The organism is Enterococcus sp. C63, from assembly GCF_040887215.1.
In the GTDB taxonomy this organism is placed as follows: domain Bacteria; phylum Bacillota; class Bacilli; order Lactobacillales; family Enterococcaceae; genus Enterococcus_B; species Enterococcus_B hirae.
This window is the reverse complement of record NZ_JBFOFI010000010.1, coordinates 41,541-62,956: the sequence shown is the minus strand read 5'-3', so window position 1 is coordinate 62,956 and position 21,416 is coordinate 41,541. Positions and strand designations below refer to the sequence as shown.

Genomic DNA, 21,416 nt, shown 5'->3' with positions numbered 1-21,416 from the left:
TTTCTCAGGAGCATTCTGAGCGCGTTTCAGATTTTTTTTGAGGAATTACCCAAATAAGGCCTTAAAATGCACGTAGATAAATTGAGATTTTAGTCAGCATTCTAATGGTTAAATTTGCTACTTTTATTATAGAGTAAACATTTAAGTAGATTTGTCGTAATTGCAAAAAAGTTTTATAGTGATGCTTCCCTATTTATAAATCAGTTTCTATATTATCTATTAGGTCGTTCTAATAGTAATATATTATGTTACTGTTACTTAAATATTTTTATTGATCCAATACAAAAACAAATAACATACTACCTTAATGCGCAATTAAGGTAGTATGTTATTTTGGTTTGGAAAACAATTCTAGATACTGTATGTGAAAAGATTGGGACGGCAAATAGCATAAAGCTCAGGAAGGTGGCGATGTTTTAAATATTATTGGTAAGAGATAATGTACTACTTTAATCAATAAGATACTACCATAATTACGAATTAAAGTAGTAGTTTATTAGTGTTCGTGGTATAATTTCAATTATTCTGATTGAAAATCAAATAGATATTTTAGCTATGTCTATAAATTTTACCATGTATATTAATAGCAATGTTGTTAGTTTTAAATATTTAAAGAGATAGAAAATATTAAATTATGTGGCATATAAAAGACCATATGTAACGATAGGACGCTCTAAATATTAGGTTAACATACATAATATACTACCCTAATCTACAATTAAGGTAGTACATTATGTACGTTATATAGAACTTTAAAAGAGGTTTAAAAACCTTGATATACAGCGGAAAGAGCTTTTTGCATATAAAAAAATAAGATACTACCACAATTGTTGATCATGGTAGTACATTATTAATGTTTGTAGTTCATTCCCCAACTATCATGTAGGAATGTTTCAGTCTCTTGTTCGATTTCTTCTACTGTGCGAATGATAGTACCATCTGTGTCTATTTCAGGAATTGTAGGTTTCTTTTCTCTAAACAATTCAATATCACGCATAACATTATTAAAAAGATCTTGTTTATCTTCTTGTGTCAAATGCTGCTTGATATACTCATCAAGTGCTTTTCTTAATAACTCATCCCTAGTAAGATTTGTTTCATATTTTTCGACCATTACTCTAGAGGTAGCATTCAGTAGTGGTGATAGTTTCAGTGGCATTTGAGCAGAAAATGAACGATCAAATTTTCTTATCGGGGCCCCTACCCCTTTTGATTTTTTTGGAGAAACTGTTTTTTTGGTTGATCTTTTTGGTGATTGAACAGAATCTGTAACGTTGACTTTTTGGGCTTCAATAGTTTCTTTACTAGCAACAATGGCACTTTCACCAGCAGTTGTTGAATCAACGGAATTTTTTTTTGATTCTTTTCTTGCAGCATTTCCAGCTCGTATCTTATTTAAACCTTTATTTGGCTTAAAGATACCTAGATCTTTTATATCAGCCATTGGATCCCCCTCCTACTCGTACCAAGTTTCATGTTCAACAAGTTCATCATATATATTGATAAAAAGTTCATGAGAACGTCTATCCCACTGTTTTAGCTTACTAGCTTTAGTCAACTCCATAGTTATTCCTGATCCATCATAACGTTTTAATCTTGCATTTTTAAGTACTACATTTTTTAATAGATGATCTCCGTAAATTTTTTGAGCCTGTGCATACATTTCTTGATCTACGGCATCTCCACTCTCAAGCATAAAAGGAATGACTCCAGCAACCTTTAAAGTTGTGTCAAATTCATCAACAAAGAAGTCCATGTATTCTAAGTATTGCATAGCATTTCGCATAGATTTTACTTGTGTTTGCAAGACAACAATCGCGAAGTCAGCTATATACATTGCGGATTTACTATAAACAGAAATTGAAGGAGGTACGTCCAGATAAATCACGTCAAATTTTTCTAATAAAGGTGCCAATCTTTTTTCCATGTAAAGAAGTTTATCTGAAGAATCTGAAAACTGGTCTTTGATCCAATCATCGTAAAGTTCAAAACTCATATCAGCTGGTAATATATATAGATTATCTACTACTTTATATACAGCTTTTTCTGGATCAACGCGAGTATCATTGTCTACTACCTTATCCCAGTTGACTTTCCCATTTTCTTCCAATCCTAGTTCTAGAGGAGGCGTTCCAACAAGAACGTCAGTAATTGTATATTGATAATCTAACGGTTCACCATCTCCACCACCATCCTCAACTGGAAAATTCATATGGGTTAAACTCATAACATCTGATGTATTCCCTTGCATATCCAAATCGATGATTAATGTTTTTTGTTTTTTTGCCACGGCAGATTCAAAACCTAACATTTGGGCGCAAGTGCTTTTTCCAACGCCACCTTTAAAGTTACCAATTACAAATTTTTTGGACAATCTCTATCACTCCTTTATCTATTATCTACTACCTTTTTTAATATTATAACATACTACTTTAATTAAATCTATAAAATATGATACGTACTACCTTATTATTTTTAAATTATAAAATATATAAAGAAAGCTTATTTCAAGACATAAATCTGTAATAATTTAATAAATAAAGGTCATAAATAATAGTAATTTGTTTATCTACTACCTTTTTAGTATTTGGAATCAAATGATCAGTTATACTTTAATGAATTAATAAAAAGCATATGTTTCCTAAAAGGATAAATATATATATATCAAGTATGTCATAATATTTTGTCGCCTATCCTACAGTTTTGCGACTGAATGGAGGTGTAACTTGCGCTTAAAAATATCATTTGTCCCCTTCTTGTAGGGTTGTTAGTAGCAACGTACGATTATTGGCTGAATAATCGTAACAAGAAGTAAAACCACAAAAGGCGACATCAGCTCACAAAAAAGCCCCTAGAGAATCCCACTTCTCTAGGGGCTTCGTGCAACTTGTGCTTATATCATTTGTACGTTTATTATACCACATGCTAATAAAATTAGCTAACATAAATTCTATTAAAAACAGATCTTAATTAGATGTATGTTTTATGAATCTCCTAATTTTATATTTCTGACCTTTTAAACATTAATAGTATATTTCAGAGGTCATGCGTTGCAAAGAATGAATAGATAAAAATTGACACTCTACTTCTAAAGTGATAATAGTATCAAAGTAATAAACGACTAGTGTAATTTTTCATAAACATCTATTATATACTACCTAATATTTACAAAAAATTTTTTGGTAGTAATTAATTTTGTTCCTTACTAAATAAAGGTAGTAATTAATGTTTATTAAAGGTAGTACATTATTTTAATTGTAGTAGTATATAATAGATTAAATTAGTAGTACGCAATTATAATAAAGGTAGTATTTAATAGGTAATAAAGGTAGTATATTATACTATTATTAAAGGTAGTACTTAATTGTAAAAATAGTATTTTATTTATTAACTACAAAAAACAAGTAGCTACATTATATATGTAACCGTATTATTTAGAAAATATATGGGAAACACATGTGAAAAAATAAATACCTACTACGTTAATTAATAGGAGAATTAACGTAGTAGGTATTCTATATTTAAAGTAGTAGGTAATTGCTATTTGAACACATTTTGGTAGTAGATATTACAATACAAAGGTAGTACATAATTAATTTAATATGTTAGAAAGAGTAGTACATTAATATATATTAAGGTAGTAACTAATATATAAATAGAATTAATTAAGGTAGTAACTATTTTTTTTTAAGAAGAAAAATACTTGTACATAATGTTATCTTCCTCTATTCTTAATATAAATATAAAAAGAAAAGTGATATGTGGTTAAGAAGAATAACTTGCTATAGGTCAAGAAGAAGCTTTTTGAAAAAATATAAAAGAATATCTTGAGCTATTTAGATGAAACGAATTTATTAGATACTTAAAAAAACAAAGGCACTCAAAAAACTATTTATAAAGCATTATAACAAGTGCTATCGTTATAGATAAGAACAATTATAAAAAACAAAAAAAGAGACGGAAATAGTTGATTTTACCAGAATCAATTATTTCTGAATCACATGGATAAGACATGTGTTCACGCTCGTCTCAAGAATATGTAAGTAGCTACCGACTACTTATATTAAAAGTTGATCGGAATACCTTTTCCGATTGTCTTTATTCTATCAAAAAATGACGAGCAACTCAACAGAAGAACGTTTATTTAGTGTATTTAAATTAAATATTCTTAAACACTGAGGAGAGAACACATACTATGGCTGAGATTAAAGCTAAATTGTGTTCTCTTTTTGTTTGGGAAAGGACGTTACAATCGATGTTGAGCGAAATTTATTCAGCTATTCTTAAAAATGGCTTACGTACATACAAATATCGAAACAGCACCATGAAACCTGTAGATTATATTGATTCTAGCAGAAATGGTGCTATCTTTGCGTACCGTAGTAAACAATTAATGAATGGTGGACGTGGTATGGTAATTACGTCTGAAGAAGCGATTTTTGAAAACGAACAAAAGCTAACGCATTGGACACCTAATGTGTATCGTTATGGGACATATACGGATGAGTATCGAACAGTGGTTAAAGGCCATTCTGAGAAAAACTTAAGCCAAATCAACACATTTCTAGTTGATATCGATTCAAAAGAGAATCATCAAGGCGAAATTATTTTAGCCTGCCTAGATCAAGTGGGTTACATGCCAACGCTAATTTTAGAATCTGAACATGGTTATCAAATCTATTTTGTATTAAAGACACCAGGTTATGTTACAAAGAAAAGCAATTTCAAGGTAATTGATATAGCAAAAAAAATCTCCAAAACGATTCGTCTACAGTTGGCTGAAAAATTATCTGGAGTGGATCTAGGATGTAACCATTTCGGAATTGCTCGATTCCCACAAGAAAATAATGTTGTTTTTCAAGAAATGAACTATCAGTATTCTTTTGCTGATTGGATTCAATGGTCGATGAAGCTTGAATCAGATCAAAAAACAAAAGAAGATCGAGAACGAAAACTAATTGTCTTTCCTGAGAAAAAAGAAATTCGTCAAGTAGATGAACCGTGGTTCGATATGTTACTTCATAAAGCAAACATTATCGGCGGAGAAGGACGTCTTGGTCGAAATAACGTGATTTTCACACTCTCTTTAGCTTATTACTCTTCAGGCTATGCACTGGATACCTGCGAATACAATATGTTCGCATTCAATGAACGGTTACAAGAACCGCTACCTGAAGCAGAATTAGTAAAAATTGTACGCAGTGCTTATTCTGGTAACTATCAGGCAGCAAGTAGAGAATTCATTATTGAATTGTGTCAGCAATGGGTTTCACCAACCCTAAAAAATAATGACCTGTTCATTCAACGGCGTGGCTGGTGGAAATTTAAAAAACCACGAGATCAAAGAAAATATAGTCATAAAAATGAATGGAAAGAAGATTTATTGGCTTATCTAAGCGAAAAAATTCTTGCTAGTGAGCCTTATTTGAGTCTGTCAAAAAAAGAGTTGGCTTCAGAACTAAACATGCCTAAGCGAACACTTGATAAAATCTTAAACGAGTTACGAGAGGAAAATAAAGTCTTCTACAAAGTAACGCGAGGAAGAAATGGCGGAATGATCATTGCTGCAGTCAAAACGTTGTTCACGAGGGTTATTCAACTAAGTAAAGAAATGAGATTAGCTTATTCGACAAGGATCACAGAGGTGTTCGGACTAAATGGGAGCTTAGTAGAAGAGACATTTAGCCAATTATCAGAGCCCTTAACTCCTCTTAAAGAAGTGACTCTTTTTGAAGTAGATACGGGTTAAAAAATAAAAGGTGCAAATTGCCTTATACAATATATCTATGATACTTTTGTGGGTGTTGCTGCCTTTGCCTAGCTACGTGTAGGTGGTATACTTATCACTGCGTATGCAGTTTTGTGTGGCTTGGAGGACTTACTATGTTAATAAAAAATTATGTCTATTCACATCCAGTTAATGTGTTTATCATTGGTCGTTTGGGATTATCTGTAGAATTGTTTTGTGAACTTTATGGTTTTAAGCAGGGGACGTTGTCTTCTTGGGTTACTAGGGAAAAAACAGTTGCTACTTTGCCTATTGAGTTTCTTCATGCGTTGTCATTAGCTTGTGGGGAGACTATGGATCAGGTATATGATTGTTTGTGTGTGTTAGAGCAAGAATATATTGAGTTTAAAAAGGCTAATAAACCAAAGAAAAGGAAAAAGTATATTCAGAAATAGTTTTTATTTACTTAATGTTGAGGAAGCTATTCCTGTTAAGTTTGAGAAAAAATAAAAAGCAGCGTTTGAAGACTTACTAACAGTTCGAACGGAAAAATAGCTAGAGTAGTTTATATAAAATGCTTATGTTACTAAAAAAAGACGGTCAATATCAAATTAAAATTTTTTTATAATTCTAATTTGATTACAAATATTACAAAGTAATATTTGTTGTTTCGGAATTTCAAGATTAAAAGTTTATGATAAAAATCACAAACGTAGGTTTTAAAGTCATAATCGTTAGATATTTTAGTTATTTTTCATTCAAAAAAAGGGAACTAGTGTTTGCATATGAGTTTTTTTGAGTTATAATAATTCATGAAGAGAGGTAATTCACTTATTTCCCCAAGCTGAAAAGCCTGATATTACTTCTTTTCAGGCAGTGCTGCTAATATTCATTTACATTTTTTTGTATAATTTTAGTTGTTTTAAATTTAATTGTCTGCTATGCTTGTGATGAATTGATTTTCGTTCTGCACTTTTGGACGATAAATTTTGGTAATTGAAAATACAAAAAAAAGAAAGGCCCCTGTAAGACTCGGGAGACTGGTAATCTCCGTCAGTGTCCTACAGGAAAGCATTAAGGTCTGAGCTTAATGCGTGCCCTTCAGTGTTACGGTACTACCCGCAACGGACTTTAGTATAACAGATATTTAAAAGTGATACCACTTTTTTTGGCTTTATTATGGTTAAAAATACGTGATATTACGATGGATTATGTCAAGGTATAATGTTATAAAAATGTCTGTGTGGCTCTTTGCCGTATGACGAACGCTGAAATTAGAGGGAATGCATGTTTGAATGCGTTCCCTCTTTTTTGTTTGTCATGAATGAAAATCAATTCTCTATTTTTGAAAAATAACAAGAAAAATTATTAAAAATATTTGAATAAACTGGGAGGATCATTTTATGTTATATACTGGAATTTTGAGTCTCGAAGATATTTGTCACTACGGTAAACGGTGTACCGCTACAGAGAAAACCACGAAGAAACTATCAACAGGCCAAAGTAAAACCGTTGTGCAGTGTAAGAAATATATAATCCAGAAAGACAAAGTTTCAGAAGAAATGATTTATTATACTGGGAAACGCAAGCAAATGATTTTAAAAGATCCTATCCCTTTAAAAGAGCTATATCCAACAATCAAACATGTTTATGACCAAAATGGTGTACTGATTGCTCGAAGAAAAAATGGAGTCTTGCGTTGTACCGCAAAAGGGATGGGGCGTTTGATCAGTTGAATTGATCATTCTCATAACTTGTATTTTATCGTTTTTCGCTTGCTTGAAAATATTGTCGAGACTTCTAGAGGAACTTAGAATCACTCGAAAAATAAGGAGTAAACTTGATCTATCAACAATTCCCTTCGGGGAGTGACGGGGTAGGTTTTTACGATTGGTAACGTAAAAAATTGGTCAATCGAGTAAATGCCCTTGTTTGGATAGTGGTGAAATGAATTTGTGTAAATAATATGCACAGAGTAAACAAGAGGGAATTTAGAAGTTAGACAAGTTAGAATAGCGCCTAGATTAATCATGAGCAGCTACTAAGGGATCTAGGCTTTGACGCAAACTCATGGAATAAGGAGTAGGTCTTCTCGTAATGGGGAGGACGCACAAGAAATTGTGTCGTGTGCTGCAGTACATGTAGATACTTGCGAGGACGTTGGTCATTGGATCAATCGAGCATTTACCGATTTCTACTAGGGTTTCTCGTTTCGGACGCCATAAACGAGTCGATATTATTTATTTATTTTTAAGTGAACGAAAAACGATAAAATATATTTATTTTATGATTCATTCCGGAAAAGGAATTCATTGTTTAGAGGAGCGTGTAATAAAATGACAAAATTGGAAACAAATAAAGTGATGGAAGAAACGGCAAGAAAAGCTGTTGAACAGGCTAAAAAACAAGGGTTCGAAATAGATAAAGATGATTTTAAAATTGTCCAACCATTTGATGATTGGAATGCAATTATTATTAGCGTTGAAGGAGCAAATGAGAATCGATCAATCAAATATGAAGTAAGAGACTCCGTGATCGTATTGGAAAAACAAGAAGGTACACTAGATATTTTTGTTTCAGAGGAAACGAGATGAAAAGACTAACTGAGAGACAAGCTTTTGTAATTACATGTTGGAGTGGTGTTTTATTTATGGACTATGGAAGATTTTGGCAAATCGCTGAAGAATGTTTAGGCAACACCATTATCAATGATGAATTTGCGAATCATGAATTATGGAAAAAATTAAAAGAAAAAACGAAAGATGACTTCAAAGATTTAGTATTCCACCAGGAAAAAGTGAAGTAAGGAATTTATTTAGGGAGGGAATTAGATGACGCGCTCAGTTTTAGAAGCGATGGATATGGATACTTTGATAAAAGGAAGGTATGTACAGCTGTTAGCTCGTGGTTATTCACCTAAAGATGTATTCAAGGCCTTATCCAAAGGAACAGATATGGAAAAAGAAAGATTGCGAAAAGAATTCGATTATTGGAGAACTCATAATGGAATCAAGGATTTGAAGCCAGCACGGCCAGTAATTAAACGAAAGAAAAAGATAACTCAAGATTGAAGTGTAGAGCGTATGTGATCATAGGCTTTTTTATTTTTGCAAAAAACAAGGAAGGTAGGAAAACTCATGAATTATGAAGAAATCAAAAACAGAAAAAAAGTGTCGAAAGAAATGGAAGAAAAGTTGCTAAAAATGATGAAACAAAAACACCTTAAAAGATTATCTGTCATGCAATATATCAATGACATGCAGATAACAGGAAAGGAAAAAGCCTGCTTGTTGGGGTCAATGAAAAATTTTGAACAGTTGAGGCGAACTTATGTAAAAACAAGTTCCAATTGCCAACTATTATTAGAAGTTTCTTGACGATTATGATATGAAAATGATCGATTATGATGTGGCATTGTTATTGAATAAAAAGAATAGTAAAATTTAACGTGGTTTATCTTGGTTAGATGTAGGTAAATTAATTTAAATATAGAAGGTAGATAGATGAATAAAAACAATAAAACTTTATTTAATCCTTACGTGGGCGTAATCATTGTTTTTCTACTTTTTAGTTATTTTGTTTATCAAGGTTATCAAAAGGATAAAATCGCTGAAAGAGTAGATAGTGTAACAAAAACAATCCATATTCAGGAACAGGCTAAAACCTATCAAGATAATTTGACCAGTTTAACGGATATTTCTAAGAGACAACTGATTACTAATCAAAAACAGGCATTAGAAAAGGATCTCAAAGGTGAAATTGCTGGAAAACTTGTTTTTTCTTCTACAGGATTTATTCTCCCTGTTTTTCAAGGAGCGAATAGCGACACGCTTAGTTTAGGAGTAGCTTCTACTTATTATCCAGATACTGAAATGGGAAATGGAAATTATATTCTTGCTGGTTATAACGTAGATACACCAAGTGTTTTATTATCCGATATGACTGATTTATCTGAAGGAGAAGAAATTGATCTAATCGATGCTCATTACAAGTATCAGTATGAAGTCTCCAAAAGAGGAAAAATTTCTGATTACAGCCAGGTAGTTCAATCTAAGGAAAACAATTCCTTTTTATCCTTGCCAAAAGCAGGTAAAAAACCACTACTCACACTGTTAGGCTTTGAAGCAAATAATATGAAAAAGTGCGATGTGATCCAGTGTGAATTAGTCAATGTAGAAAAAATCAATAAATAAGGGAAGTGAGTCACATTCAAGAACTTGTAGAAAAATTGATCAATAAAATGAGTGCCATTTTTCTGTTACTGTTAGTATCCATTCTATATTTAATATGGACGGTGGGATTAAATCCTCCTACGATATTATTTATTTATGATAATGCTGCACAGTTAGTGACGTTTTTCGTAGGCTGTTTGTTTCTTTTGAATCTGTACAAGGTAAAGAGAAACGATCTATTCTTCATTGCAGCAGGCATTCTTTTTTACCTTTTCTTTTCTTTTTTTAGAAGCTACCGAGGAGATACTTTCTATGGTGATCTGATCGTTCCGACAATTATTGCTATTATTTTGATTGTAAAATGGACGGAATTTACTGTATTTGATCGTAGCTTGTATCTTGTAGTATTCTATGTCTTTTTACTTATAACGGTTTATCGAGTATTTACCGAGATACCAGTACCAGAAGGACAAAGTATTTGGAGTCCATCGAACAAATTATCAGATATTTGGATCAATACAAATACGATAGGTAGTTCTTTAATGACATTAGCTCTTCTTATCACAGGATTTGCTAGTTCATTTGGAAAATGGTACATGCGCTTACTATCTTTACCAGCGTTGATCCTTGCTGGGGCAACGATTTGGGTTTGCCAATCGAAAGCAGCATTATATGCACTCATTATCTTCATTATCCTAGAAATTTTGCCTAAGAAGATTTTTCGAAATACACACTTGGCCTTTTGGATGTATGCGGCAGTCTCAGTTTTAGCTTTACCAATTTCTTATTTTGCTGCTATGTCAGATAAAATTCACTTGTTTACAGGACGAGAAGAAATTTGGCGCAAATTCTATGAAACATTAGGCGAAAAAACAGGACAAATATTTGTAGGAATGAAACCTTTCTTTTTCCATAGAGGAAACCAGATTTTAGGAAATCATAATACGTATCATGCACTCATTAATCATTATGGTTTGATTGGATTTGTTCTATCAATCATTCTTTTTCTTGCATTTATTTGGTTGGTTGTAAGAAAAAGAGAGCTAACAAATGGGCAATTGACTTTCATGTGGGCTTTTTTAGCGATCATGTGCCAATCATTTATGGAAGAAACACTAACAACAATCAGCTGGGTACCAATCGTATTTCTACTAGTAGCGATGGCTACACACCAATATAAAACCAGCCGCTAAGGTAAATAGAATAGAAATAATCAAAAACACTTTTTCATTTCGAAAAGGTGTTTTTTGTTTTATCTGAAAGGAGGTAGAGGAATGAAAAAATGGTTGATCGGTTTATTAGGAGTTGCTTTAATCGCTGCTTGCAGTGTGTTTGGCTATATTAGCTATCAAAAACATGAAGGAGAGGTGTTTAAACAAAATATCGAAAAAAAGATTCCCGTAGATCAAATCAATACACATGCAAAGAGTTATAAAGACGATGCAGCGAACGTCAATAATGACTTGTCTTTGGGGCAAATGTTGTCCATACAAAAAGAAGCAATCAACATGGGCGTCAATAAACAAGCCTTTGCACAAATTCAGATTCCTGCACTTGGTTTAACATTGCCGATTTTCAAAGGTGCAAATCAATACACTTTGAGTCTTGGTGCGGCTACTTATTTTTATGAGGATGCCGAAATGGGCAAAGGAAACTATGTCCTAGCAGGACACAACATGGAAATGCCAGGTGTTTTATTTTCAGATATTCAAAAGTTGTCATTAGGGGAGGTGATGGACTTAGTTAGTAACGATGGCGTCTATCGTTACAAGGTAACGCGTAAATTTATCGTACCTGAGTACTTTAAATTAATTGATGGCGTTCCTGAAGAGAACTCTTTCTTGTCTTTACCGAAGAAAGGAGAGAAACCCTTATTAACGTTGTTTACTTGTGTTTATACGTCACAAGGGAAAGAAAGATACGTGGTACAGGGAGAGCTACAATAACAAGGTTTTAATCAACGAGAGTCGTTGAAATTTTAAATGAGGAGATAAAAAAATGGCAATCAATCGGTATGTAAAAAAAGCTGGAATGTTTTTCGGGATGTTAGGAATCATTGCAGGCTGCTTTCAAGGGTATCGCGCATATGCAGAAGATGTCACGCAGAAAACCCCACCAGAGAAGGTAAATATTACCGTTCATAAATTGATGTACGATCAAGGAACGCAATTGAATGTTGATATTGACGGGATCAAAAACGATGGTTATACGCACGATCAATACCCTACAGGCGTGACAAAATACAACAAAGCAGATTATGGCGATGTCGAGTTTACGTTAGGAAACATTACGGATCAAGTATTACCAACGGAAGATTCTGATCTAACCAACGCGAAAGTAGACGAGATTGTACAAGATGTAGAAGACAAAGGTGCTAATAGCGAATACGTTAAAAATGCAACCAACAAAATTACTTCAGCTGTAGATGAAAATGGTGAGATCACTTTTGCCGATCAACCAGCCTATGTCAATTCAAAGGGAAATGTGTACGTGGTTTATGAAAGTAAATCCGCTGCAGGATTAGTCACACAAAAAGCAAAACCAATGGTTGTGATTGCACCAATGACTGATAACACAGGTTCAGGATTTTTAAAAGATATTCATTTGTATCCTAAGAACATTGTTTCTAAGTTGAGTTTTGAATTAACGAAATTTGGTGACGATGGCACAGCTCAAAGCAAACAAACACCTTTAAAAGGGGCAAAATTTGAGTTATACAAGGGCGAACCTGGAAAAGGAACAAAATTAGGAGAGCTTGTATCGGATGATCAAGGAAAGCTGACTGCGACTGATTTGACGTTAGGAAAATACTACTTTGTGGAAGTTCCTTCAGAAGTTGTAGTTGGATCAGATCAAGAACCAACAGCAGACCAATATTTATTAGGCGCAGACGCTCGCAACGATGCGCACAATAAGTTAACCTTTGAAATTACGAATGACGGCGTGACAAGTGATTTAAAAGCTTCCTACGTGAACTATAAAGCACCAGTGATCGATAAAACAGTGACAAATGGAACAGGACAAGAACATTCTTTCCAAATTGGTGACGCAGTGAATTATCAAGGTACAATTCATATCCCTACAGATATCGCAGGTGGAACAGATGGGATTACAGTAAATGGTGTAAAAAGTGAAACTTCTCCTTACAGTGTATTTAAATGGGGCGACACAGCAGGTAAAGGACTTTCTTATGTTGCTGCTAAAGCAAATATCAAAGTAACAAACAAAGATGGATCAGTAGTATTAAAAGAAAATACAGATTACAAGATTCAAAATTCAGAAAATGGCTTTGTGATCGATTTTATCGTGAATAATGGTCAAGTTAGTGATACTGTCGCAAGTTTACACGGGCAAGATCTTCAAATGACTTATAACATGTATGTAAATGACAGCGCAGCTGTTGCCAATCCTTTAACAAATAGCGTTGATTTTGTCTATAACAATAATCCATTTAACCAGGAAGAACACCATGAGAAAACAAAAGCAGACGTGGTAACTTATGGCGCAAAATTCTTAAAAGTCGATAGCGGATTGTTTGGAACTGGTATCAAAGCAACACCGCTTGAAGGTGCAGAATTTGCCGCTAAAAATGCCGAAGGAAAATATTATGGTGGATTAGTTGATACGGATAAAGACGGTGTCAAAGAAGCTGTGTGGGTTGACGATGTAGCAAATGCTGCGATCCTAAAATCAGACAAAGAAGGTCATTTTGAACTTACTGGTTTGACTGAAGGTGATTATTCATTAGAAGAAACAAAAGCGCCTGAAAACTATCAAAAATTAACGAAAGAGATCACTTTCACAGTAAACAAAGATTCATACAAAGAAGAAAACCGTATCACAATCAAGAATAATCAAAAAGCTTCTGTACCTATGACCGGTAGCAAAGGTTTCCAAACGTATGCATTGATCTCTTGCTTGTTGCTAGGCGCAGGAGCAATCTCTGCAGTTGTTTACTTTAAGAAGAAAGCTTAAAAGGATCAAAACCAATGATTATCAGGAAGCCTAAGAAAAGGCGAATCATGGGGAAGTGGATTATTGCTTTTTGGTTACTTTCAGCTGTAGGAGTCTTACTATTAATGCCTGCTGAGGCGAGCGTAGCGAAATACCAGCAAAATCAGCAGATTGCCGCAGTTGATCGAACAGGAACGGCAACAGAAACGGATTCTTCTTTGGATGTTGCTAAGATTGAGTTAGGCGATCCCGTTGGTATTCTTACAATTCCAAGTATTTCTTTAAAACTACCAATTTATGATGGAACGTCCGACAAAATTTTAGAAAATGGTGTAGGTATTACGGAAGGAACTGGTGATATTACAGGAGGAAACGGTAAAAATCCTTTAATCGCAGGTCATAGTGGACTTTATAAAGATAATCTTTTTGATGATTTACCTTCAGTAAAAAAAGGAGAAAAGTTTTATATCAAAGTTGATGGTGAGCAGCACGCTTATCAAATCGATCGGATTGAGGAAGTGCAAAAAGACGAATTACAAAGAAACTTTGTCACTTACTTAGAACCAAATCCCAATGAAGATCGAGTAGCGCTAATGACATGTACGCCTAAGGGAATCAACACACACCGTTTCCTAGTGTATGGGAAACGAGTAACCTTTACAAAATCAGAATTAAAAGATGAAGAAAATAAGAAACAAAAATTATCTTGGAAATGGCTTTTAAAAAGCACTGTTTTTCTTTCAGTCATGATTATTGGTTCGCTATTTGTTTATAAAAAAAAATAAAGGAGGGTAACCAACATGAAAAATAGAAAATGGCTATTTGTTTGTGCAGCCGCTCTTCTTTCTTTCACTGCCTACACACAGTTGACGTTTGCAGACAGTCAAGAAAGCACGGATAACACAGAACAAACGATGCAAACGTCAGATAGCAGCACGATACAAAGCAGCGATGAATCCGTCGATTCGTCAACAACTGATTCTTCAGAAGAACCGAAAGTGGCTGAAGATGATCAAGTGATTAAACAGAAAATTCACGTTCAAAAGATTATTTCTTCCGAACAGTTAAGCAACCAGGGTCAAAAGCTTGAAAAGCAAGAAGGAGTAAATGGTGCAAAGTTTTCTGTTTATGATGTATCGGACATTTTACAAAAGATGGATGTAAAAGATCTCTCAACCGATCAAATTGAATCACAATTGAAAGATCGAGTGAAAAAACTATCCAGTGATCAATTGAAGCTAGTTTCTAATGGAGAAACAAAGACCATTGATCAACAAACAGGTGTCTTTGAATTTTCAGTAGAAGTACAGGCGAATCAGAAACAAGCGTATTATATTGTCAATGAATCAAGTCCTGAAAACATTTCGAATAGTGAAGATATTCTCCTATTAACGCCTGTTTCTGATGATAAAGGGCAATTCTTAAAGGATGTGTGGATCTATCCCAAATCAGAAGCTTCACGACCTAAAGAAGAAGTGAAAAAAATCGTTTCTACTGGCGTAAAGAGAAACTTCTTTGAGAATTGTTGGGATTTTGTTACTCACTTGTTTTCTAGAGATTAAGGAAGAAATAGGATGAAACTGATCAAATTATTATTATTTAATCTTTCTTGTTTAACCGCAGTCTTTTTGTACTGCGGTTTATTGTTTTCTCAACTATCAATTTTGCCAAGCTACCAACCATACCTAATGAGAATCTTAAACATACCAGCTGCTTCTATGCCGCTAGATATCATGGAAAAACTCATTAGGAATCCACTATTCATTACGGTCATTCTGATCGTTATAGTCGGAATTTCACTAGTCATTTATAAAAAAGAGGGGATGAAGGGATGATTTTCAAGCAGTCATGGACAAGACGGTTAAAATATGTTTTTCCCATAATGGTTATGTTAGGTACACTATTTGGGCTAAAAACAGCGAATGTTTTTGCTGAAAAAGTTATTGTCGATCCGTCGAATCCGATTCAAAATGTGAAGAATAATTTTATTATTCCAAAAGATGTACCTGGTGCAAAAACAAATATTACAGTAGAAGGAGCGTCGAAAACCTACAAATATCATGTTGATGCCAACAAAGGAGCTTTCACGGCCGATTACGTGGGATTAGTGGAGGGAAACAAAAATATTCGCTATCCTTCATTTCAAAAAGAATATGGTGAAACAAACCTTGTTTTAGAAGGTGTAACTACCAATACCAAAGTCAATATTGACTACGGTAAAATCGGCACATACAACGGAAAAAAAGTAAATGTAAAGTTAATTTTATCAAATATCCATTTATATTCGGATACGTTGCCTTGGAATCTAATGGATAACGACTATACAAAAACTCATTTTCGAGACGATGGCTATAAAAATACGAATGGTGCAATGAGTAAATCTAAAAAAAGAACAGTACTTTGGATCTCAGACAATCTTTTCTCAGGAATTGTTTACCATTCAACACAAATGAATGTGCAGTTAGTAGCCACATATGAGGACGGTAACCCCGTTCAATTTTCAGGAGACACGTTTATCAGTTTTAATTCTTTAAATCCAGCAGCAGGAAAAAGCACGGAGCTTAAAGGGGAATACGCTCATTACGACAAAATGAATACGACAGATTGGTATGTCAGAAAAGATACGGTTCTTTCAGAATTTAAATCTTTCTACAACAATCTGAACGTGGTAGGTGGCCACCCAGGAGGAAGCTCTAAGCTGACACAAGCGGATAATGATTTCAATAATTTGCATGATAAATTAGGAGATCCGAAGTTTGGTCAAGGTACGGTGTCCTTTAAAATATCTGAAGCAAATCCGACGTTTGTGATTGGTTCTTCTAATGTTCAAACCTGGTTTACTTTATCTTCAGCGACAATCTTTAGTGTTGTTCCTGATCAACCTGAAAAAACAGGGGTTGATAAAAACGGAAATAACGTGAACGATAAAATGTTGCAAGTAGGAGACACGATTCAATATCGAATCAAACAGAAGGTGAATCGATTAGGCGTGGATCTACTAGCGGTTTACGATCGATTTGAGTTAATCGATAATTTACCAAAAGAAGTAGATTACGTCGATGCACACGTTGAAAGTGGTACAAATAAAAAATTCGATGTATCTGGTGAAGTGACCTATGATAAAACAAAACACCAGGTAAAATATGCAGCGAAAGCTGATACATTAAAAAATCGAATGAAGTATAACGGCGAAACTTACGAATTAGTGATCAATGTAAAAGTCAATGAATTGGCAAATCAAAATAGTGTAGCCAAAAATCAGGGAACGTCGATCATTAATAAGGTAGAAAAGGATACAAATATCATTACCGTTTATTTCCCTAAAATTCCAGTGAAAGAAGTGCAACAAAATGGAAAAGATGTAAATGGACGTAATAAGGGGGATAATGGGCCAGCAACTGAACCATTAAATGCAGGATCTGAAGTACAATATCTAGTCACACAAAAATGGCACACAAAAGGCGTAGACGCTGCGTCAGATCACTACAAGCAATTTAGCATTCAAGATCCAATTGAATCTCGTTTGACGTATAAAGAAGGTTCTGCGCAAGTGATAGACAAGAGTACAGGAAAAGATATTACTACTGAAGGCACACTAACCTATGATAGCCATTCAAGAACAATCAAGTGGGAAGCTTCCGCTGATTTCTTAAGTAACAATCTTTTAGACGGGCGAGAGGTTCAACTGATATTTACAGCTAGAACTCCTTTGAATAAAGAAATTAATATCGATAACCAAGCAAAAGTTTCGGTAGAAAATATTGAAAAAGAAACTAATGTAGTAACGATTGGTGTAGAACCTAACTTACCTCAGGTCATTGTGCCAAAAACTGGATCGAATCATTTAGTGTTAACTGTTATAGGAAGTCTGGTATTTCTTGCGTTAGCCTCCTTAGGCTATGTAGTTTTGAAACTCAAATAAATACAAAAACAAGGCTGAAAATCAGCCTTGTTCTTTTATTTGAAGATTGGATTCGCGCTAATAAATACATTATCTACGCCTAATGAACCATCAGAATAAATTTTAAAATTATGACCTAATCCGAGAATACTTTGATTATTGTAAAGCAAGTTTGCATTATGGGCAGGACTATTTTTCCAACCTATCATGGCATCAACAACACTATCTGATAAAAGGTTATCAATATAACCACCAGTTTGGCTTATGTTTTCTCCTTTAGCACCATAACAGCCTAAACTTTCTAAGAGATCTTGGAAAGTACCGCCGCCAGGTCGATAATGACTGAAACTGACTTGTAATTCTTTAGCTCGAATATCTGCGGCTTTTTGTACGACGTCGTTAAATTGCATTGGAGCCACACCGTTTTGTTGACGATAATTATTTAACCATACAAGTTCTTTTTGCCGCATGAAGTTACGTAATTCGTCTAATGAAATATTTTTGTATTTGAAAGTGATCGTTTTATTTCGATCAACACTATTGATTGATCGTTGACCGTTTTTATCTACTGATACTGTTTGATCGTCATTTCTGCATAAGAAATAGTTTTTATCAGTCATATTTATCCAAGGAGTAGCAAAATTATCTCCTTCATAAACAGTTTTAGTGTCAGTAGAAAGAACAGCGTTCGTATCAGTATCTATATGATTCACCGTAACTTTATATTGGTGAGTGTATGCAAATTGAATACCCTGATTGCTTGTAACGTTGTTTAAAGTCACAGTGTTGCTAGAGCTTTCTCTAGGGTCAAGAACAAAATTAGTGAATGTAGGTGCTTCAATTGTGATGCTTTGTCCATAAACGACAGGATAACTCTTACTATAATTATAGAGCTCTTGGATATTCGTATCAGTATCCGACACTTTATTTGGACGAGCTTTCACTTCAACTAGGAAGACTTCATCATAGTAAAAAGTAAATGTGGTATTTGTGTTAATCGTTTGTGTTTGTGTTCCATTCCCATTTACTTGATACTGTGGTGCTTCAAAGTTAGTCAAGTCGGTTTTAGCTTTTGCAGTGTAACTTGTACCAGCTTTTACTGAGACATGTTCTTCTTTTAGCAGCGTTCCAGTTTGTCGATTCATATGACGGACGGTTACCGCATATTCTGAAGGTTTAGGTTTGTGCTGTAACCCTTTAAATGCAGAATCAAGACTATTTTTAGCATTATTTACCTGTGTTTGAGAAGCCTTAGAATCGTCTAGTAATTTTTTAGCATTGGATAAAGCAGTCTGAAATTTATTCCAAGATCCTTCTGTAAAATCTCCTTTAGCAGTTGATTTTACTTGGTTGTACAAGGCTTGTAACTCAGCTTTGTTCACAGTAGGAGCTGTTTTTTTCTTTAATCCCTTGTAAGCAGAATCTAACGTATTTTTGGCACTATCCACTTGTTTTTGAGTCGCTTTTGAGTCATTTAACACTTTATTAGCATTCTTTAAAGCGGTTTGGAATGCGTTCCAGGTATTGTCGGTATAGTCACCTTTTTTCGTTCCCTTAACGCTCGTATAAAGAGCTTCTAGAGCCGATTTATTCACTTTGGGTTTAGAGGTGTCAGCGCCATACCAACCGATACCTTCGTATTTCCAGCCATAGTCTTTGGTTAACCATTGTACTTCTTTCCAACTTGCAGTGTAGTGATGTGAGCCAGATTTTACACCAGGAAGGAAAAGGCGGTAGATCGGTTTATTATTTTTTTCGGCAGAACGCCAGGCAGGCCCTTCATAAGTCCAGCCGTAATTTTTAGTCAACCATTTCACTTCATCCCAACTAGCTGTGTAATGGTGATCACGAAGACCTTTATTGTATAAACGATAGACAAGATGACCACCGCTAGTCGGTGCTTCCCAGGCGGGGCCTTCATAATTTCCCCATTTTATCTTTACTAGATGGTCACGTTCTTTTGTGCTAGAGGTGTAAAAATGTTCATGATTATTTGGATTGTAAAGGCGATACATGACGTTAGTTGAAGCAGCGTCAACAGATCCAGCAAGGCTAAGTGAGGCAGCAAATGTTCCAATAGCTATAACAGTTTTTGGGTTTAATAATTTCATGTTTTCAACTCCTATTAAATGATTAAATATTTGTTTACATTCATAATATACCACGGTATACCGAGGTAGTCAACGGTATACCGTGGGAATTTTGAAATAAAAAAGCCGCCCTATGAAGAGTGTAAGGATGGCTGTTTATATGCTATGAAGAAATGGATTCGGCGTATTTGGTTAGTTTGGCAGCATTATCAAATCGCATTTTTTCAATCGCACTTTTTTTCTTTATTAAATCCGCAATTGTTGATTCTGCGACTGAAGAATGTTTGCTAATTTCATATGCTGTCTTGCCAGTTTCAAATAGTAACCATTCGATTTTCTCTTTATCAGCGTACATTGCAATGCTCCCTCTTGATTTTTTCTTTATTATAGCTCTTTTTTGTAATAAATCACAATATCAAGAGGAAAAGTTTCTATAGAAAGGTGGGAAATTATGAGTATCCGTTCCCCGTGTATCAAAATGAGGTTTGTTGCTACTTTCGTTATTTGATATACTAAAATAAAACAACGAAAGAAGGAATAGAATGAAAAAGTTAATAATGGTATTTACTTCGTTGATTGCCATGATTGTTATTTTAGGTGGATGTGGTAGTGAAAAAAATAAGCAAGATAGTCAAGATAATGGCGTGTTAAAACCAGGAACAGTGTGGAAAGAAGAAGTAGGCGGACTTGTTCATAATTTAAAAATTATAGATGATACAACATGGGAATATTCCGAAAGTGTTTGGCATCCTGAACAAGTACAAATAACAGTTGAGAAGCTAAAAGACTATAAAGGATTAGAAAGATATAAGGTAATCGATTCAGGTGGAGTAGATTTATTCATAGGTAAAACAGCCTTAATAGTTCCCTATAACAAAGACGGTTTAGAAACGTTTAAATTTATTCCAACAAACGAAAAAGAACATCGAGATAAAAGTGAAATATTAAAAGAATACAGTACTAAATCTGGATACAAGTTACAAAAGACTAGCGAGTGATTGCTAGTCTTTTTATTTATCCTGAAGGAGGAATCACAGTGGCAAAAGCTAAAACGCCATTTGAAAAAGCCGCGTCTAAAATCTTAGAACGTCGCGGTGTATCTGAAACACAGTGGAAACAAGAAGTCCTTGAAAAAGCACAATTTGACCTATTACGGGGAAAAGACAAGGACTTAGAAGGATATATCTATCAACGTGAACGTGAAAAGCTTGTTTTCGATGAAATTATTAAACACTAAAAGGAGCGAACAATTTTATGTTTGAATCAATTACAATGAATTTTTTAACACAACCGAAAGTAGTAGCTGCGGTTGATATTTTTAGAGCATTACAAACTGCAGCAACTAGCTTAAAAAACAATTTAATGATTTTTGCCGGCGTTGCGGCCGTTGCTTCCATTGTTATTGGGGGGCTTTTCTTCTTATTTGGACGAAGAGGTGCTGAAAACGGAAAGATGCATGTGGGATATGTATTGATGGGGGTAGGAATTATTTTAGCTGCCGCTTCTATTGTGGTTTCGTTATTTGGAATGTTTGGACAAACCCCACAGGGATTATAAAAACAAAATGAAGG

At 34.3% G+C, this 21,416-nt stretch carries 24 protein-coding genes; 20 read left to right on the top strand and 4 right to left on the bottom strand.

Annotation, left to right across the window (positions count from 1 at the left end):
• Window positions 1–850 precede the first annotated feature (850 nt).
• Together AB3H90_RS13320 and AB3H90_RS13315 are read right to left on the bottom strand one after the other, a co-directional pair.
• A complete protein-coding gene (locus tag AB3H90_RS13320; protein WP_128427787.1) occupies window positions 851–1,444 on the bottom strand; it encodes a hypothetical protein in 594 nt (197 codons plus the stop codon).
• 12 nt (window positions 1,445–1,456) lie between these two features.
• On the bottom strand, window positions 1,457–2,374 hold the full coding sequence (locus AB3H90_RS13315) for a ParA family protein (protein ID WP_368016860.1): 918 nt from the start codon (window positions 2,372–2,374) through the stop codon (window positions 1,457–1,459).
• Between the two features lie 366 nt (window positions 2,375–2,740).
• Between AB3H90_RS13315 and AB3H90_RS13310 the strand changes: the two genes are divergently transcribed.
• From AB3H90_RS13310 to AB3H90_RS13230, 17 genes are all read left to right on the top strand, one after another.
• Window positions 2,741–2,815, top strand: coding sequence for a type I toxin-antitoxin system Fst family toxin (locus AB3H90_RS13310; protein WP_128427789.1), 75 nt, complete (start codon window positions 2,741–2,743; stop codon window positions 2,813–2,815).
• Between the two features lie 1,440 nt (window positions 2,816–4,255).
• Window positions 4,256–5,749, top strand: coding sequence for a primase C-terminal domain-containing protein (locus AB3H90_RS13305; protein ID WP_081125734.1), 1,494 nt, complete (start codon window positions 4,256–4,258; stop codon window positions 5,747–5,749).
• A gap of 134 nt (window positions 5,750–5,883) precedes the next feature.
• Window positions 5,884–6,183, top strand: a complete 300-nt coding sequence (locus tag AB3H90_RS13300) for a type III secretion system protein PrgN (protein ID WP_081125733.1) — start codon at window positions 5,884–5,886, stop codon at window positions 6,181–6,183.
• A gap of 948 nt (window positions 6,184–7,131) precedes the next feature.
• Window positions 7,132–7,464 carry a type IV conjugative transfer system protein TraE gene (gene traE / locus AB3H90_RS13295; protein ID WP_081125732.1) on the top strand — a complete coding sequence of 111 codons (333 nt, stop codon included), beginning with the start codon at window positions 7,132–7,134 and terminating at the stop codon, window positions 7,462–7,464.
• A 424-nt stretch (window positions 7,465–7,888) separates the two neighbouring features.
• Window positions 7,889–8,068 (top strand): hypothetical protein, encoded by a 180-nt coding sequence (locus tag AB3H90_RS13290; protein ID WP_081125731.1) that lies wholly within the window; start codon window positions 7,889–7,891, stop codon window positions 8,066–8,068.
• Window positions 8,065–8,322, top strand: coding sequence for a hypothetical protein (locus tag AB3H90_RS13285; protein WP_081125730.1), 258 nt, complete (start codon window positions 8,065–8,067; stop codon window positions 8,320–8,322). Before AB3H90_RS13290 ends, AB3H90_RS13285 begins: the two co-directional genes overlap by 4 nt.
• Window positions 8,319–8,534 carry a hypothetical protein gene (locus AB3H90_RS13280; protein ID WP_325828359.1) on the top strand — a complete coding sequence of 72 codons (216 nt, stop codon included), beginning with the start codon at window positions 8,319–8,321 and terminating at the stop codon, window positions 8,532–8,534. Before AB3H90_RS13285 ends, AB3H90_RS13280 begins: the two co-directional genes overlap by 4 nt.
• 25 nt (window positions 8,535–8,559) lie before the next feature.
• Window positions 8,560–8,799, top strand: coding sequence for a hypothetical protein (locus AB3H90_RS13275; RefSeq protein ID WP_081125728.1), 240 nt, complete (start codon window positions 8,560–8,562; stop codon window positions 8,797–8,799).
• 66 nt (window positions 8,800–8,865) lie between these two features.
• Entirely contained in the window at window positions 8,866–9,105 is a 240-nt protein-coding gene (locus AB3H90_RS13270) for a hypothetical protein (RefSeq protein WP_368016859.1), read from the top strand.
• 126 nt (window positions 9,106–9,231) lie between these two features.
• Window positions 9,232–9,921, top strand: coding sequence for a sortase (locus AB3H90_RS13265; RefSeq protein ID WP_325828358.1), 690 nt, complete (start codon window positions 9,232–9,234; stop codon window positions 9,919–9,921).
• A gap of 5 nt (window positions 9,922–9,926) precedes the next feature.
• Entirely contained in the window at window positions 9,927–11,093 is a 1,167-nt protein-coding gene (locus AB3H90_RS13260; protein WP_368016858.1) for an EpaQ family protein, read from the top strand.
• Window positions 11,094–11,174: 81 nt separating this feature from the next.
• Window positions 11,175–11,846 (top strand): class A sortase, encoded by a 672-nt coding sequence (locus tag AB3H90_RS13255; protein WP_081129161.1) that lies wholly within the window; start codon window positions 11,175–11,177, stop codon window positions 11,844–11,846.
• A gap of 52 nt (window positions 11,847–11,898) precedes the next feature.
• Entirely contained in the window at window positions 11,899–13,875 is a 1,977-nt protein-coding gene (locus tag AB3H90_RS13250) for a SpaA isopeptide-forming pilin-related protein (protein WP_368016857.1), read from the top strand.
• Between the two features lie 14 nt (window positions 13,876–13,889).
• Window positions 13,890–14,639 carry a class C sortase gene (locus AB3H90_RS13245; RefSeq protein WP_081123603.1) on the top strand — a complete coding sequence of 250 codons (750 nt, stop codon included), beginning with the start codon at window positions 13,890–13,892 and terminating at the stop codon, window positions 14,637–14,639.
• A gap of 15 nt (window positions 14,640–14,654) precedes the next feature.
• Complete coding sequence (locus tag AB3H90_RS13240) at window positions 14,655–15,416, top strand: pilin N-terminal domain-containing protein (RefSeq protein WP_081123604.1); 762 nt, start codon at window positions 14,655–14,657, stop codon at window positions 15,414–15,416.
• Window positions 15,417–15,428: 12 nt separating this feature from the next.
• The gene (locus AB3H90_RS13235; protein WP_081129506.1) at window positions 15,429–15,689 is read left to right on the top strand and encodes a hypothetical protein; all 261 of its coding nucleotides are present in this window, start codon (window positions 15,429–15,431) and stop codon (window positions 15,687–15,689) included.
• A complete protein-coding gene (locus AB3H90_RS13230) occupies window positions 15,686–17,776 on the top strand; it encodes an isopeptide-forming domain-containing fimbrial protein (protein ID WP_368016856.1) in 2,091 nt (696 codons plus the stop codon). The genes AB3H90_RS13235 and AB3H90_RS13230 overlap by 4 nt, the downstream gene beginning before the upstream one ends.
• 35 nt (window positions 17,777–17,811) lie before the next feature.
• Here AB3H90_RS13230 and AB3H90_RS13225 read toward each other — a convergent pair whose 3' ends face one another.
• Both AB3H90_RS13225 and AB3H90_RS13220 read right to left on the bottom strand, forming a co-directional pair.
• A complete protein-coding gene (locus AB3H90_RS13225) occupies window positions 17,812–19,866 on the bottom strand; it encodes a CAP domain-containing protein (RefSeq protein WP_368016855.1) in 2,055 nt (684 codons plus the stop codon).
• Between the two features lie 142 nt (window positions 19,867–20,008).
• Window positions 20,009–20,200, bottom strand: a complete 192-nt coding sequence (locus AB3H90_RS13220; protein ID WP_002300033.1) for a hypothetical protein — start codon at window positions 20,198–20,200, stop codon at window positions 20,009–20,011.
• Between the two features lie 187 nt (window positions 20,201–20,387).
• On the opposite strand from AB3H90_RS13220, the gene AB3H90_RS13215 reads away from it, so the two are divergent.
• From AB3H90_RS13215 to AB3H90_RS13205, 3 genes are read left to right on the top strand one after another with little or no spacing between them, the layout of a single operon-like run.
• Complete coding sequence (locus tag AB3H90_RS13215) at window positions 20,388–20,843, top strand: hypothetical protein (RefSeq protein WP_002300032.1); 456 nt, start codon at window positions 20,388–20,390, stop codon at window positions 20,841–20,843.
• Window positions 20,840–21,082 carry a DUF5415 family protein gene (locus AB3H90_RS13210; RefSeq protein ID WP_002307547.1) on the top strand — a complete coding sequence of 81 codons (243 nt, stop codon included), beginning with the start codon at window positions 20,840–20,842 and terminating at the stop codon, window positions 21,080–21,082. The genes AB3H90_RS13215 and AB3H90_RS13210 overlap by 4 nt, the downstream gene beginning before the upstream one ends.
• 17 nt (window positions 21,083–21,099) lie before the next feature.
• Complete coding sequence (locus AB3H90_RS13205) at window positions 21,100–21,402, top strand: TrbC/VirB2 family protein (RefSeq protein WP_002307546.1); 303 nt, start codon at window positions 21,100–21,102, stop codon at window positions 21,400–21,402.
• Window positions 21,403–21,416 lie beyond the last annotated feature (14 nt).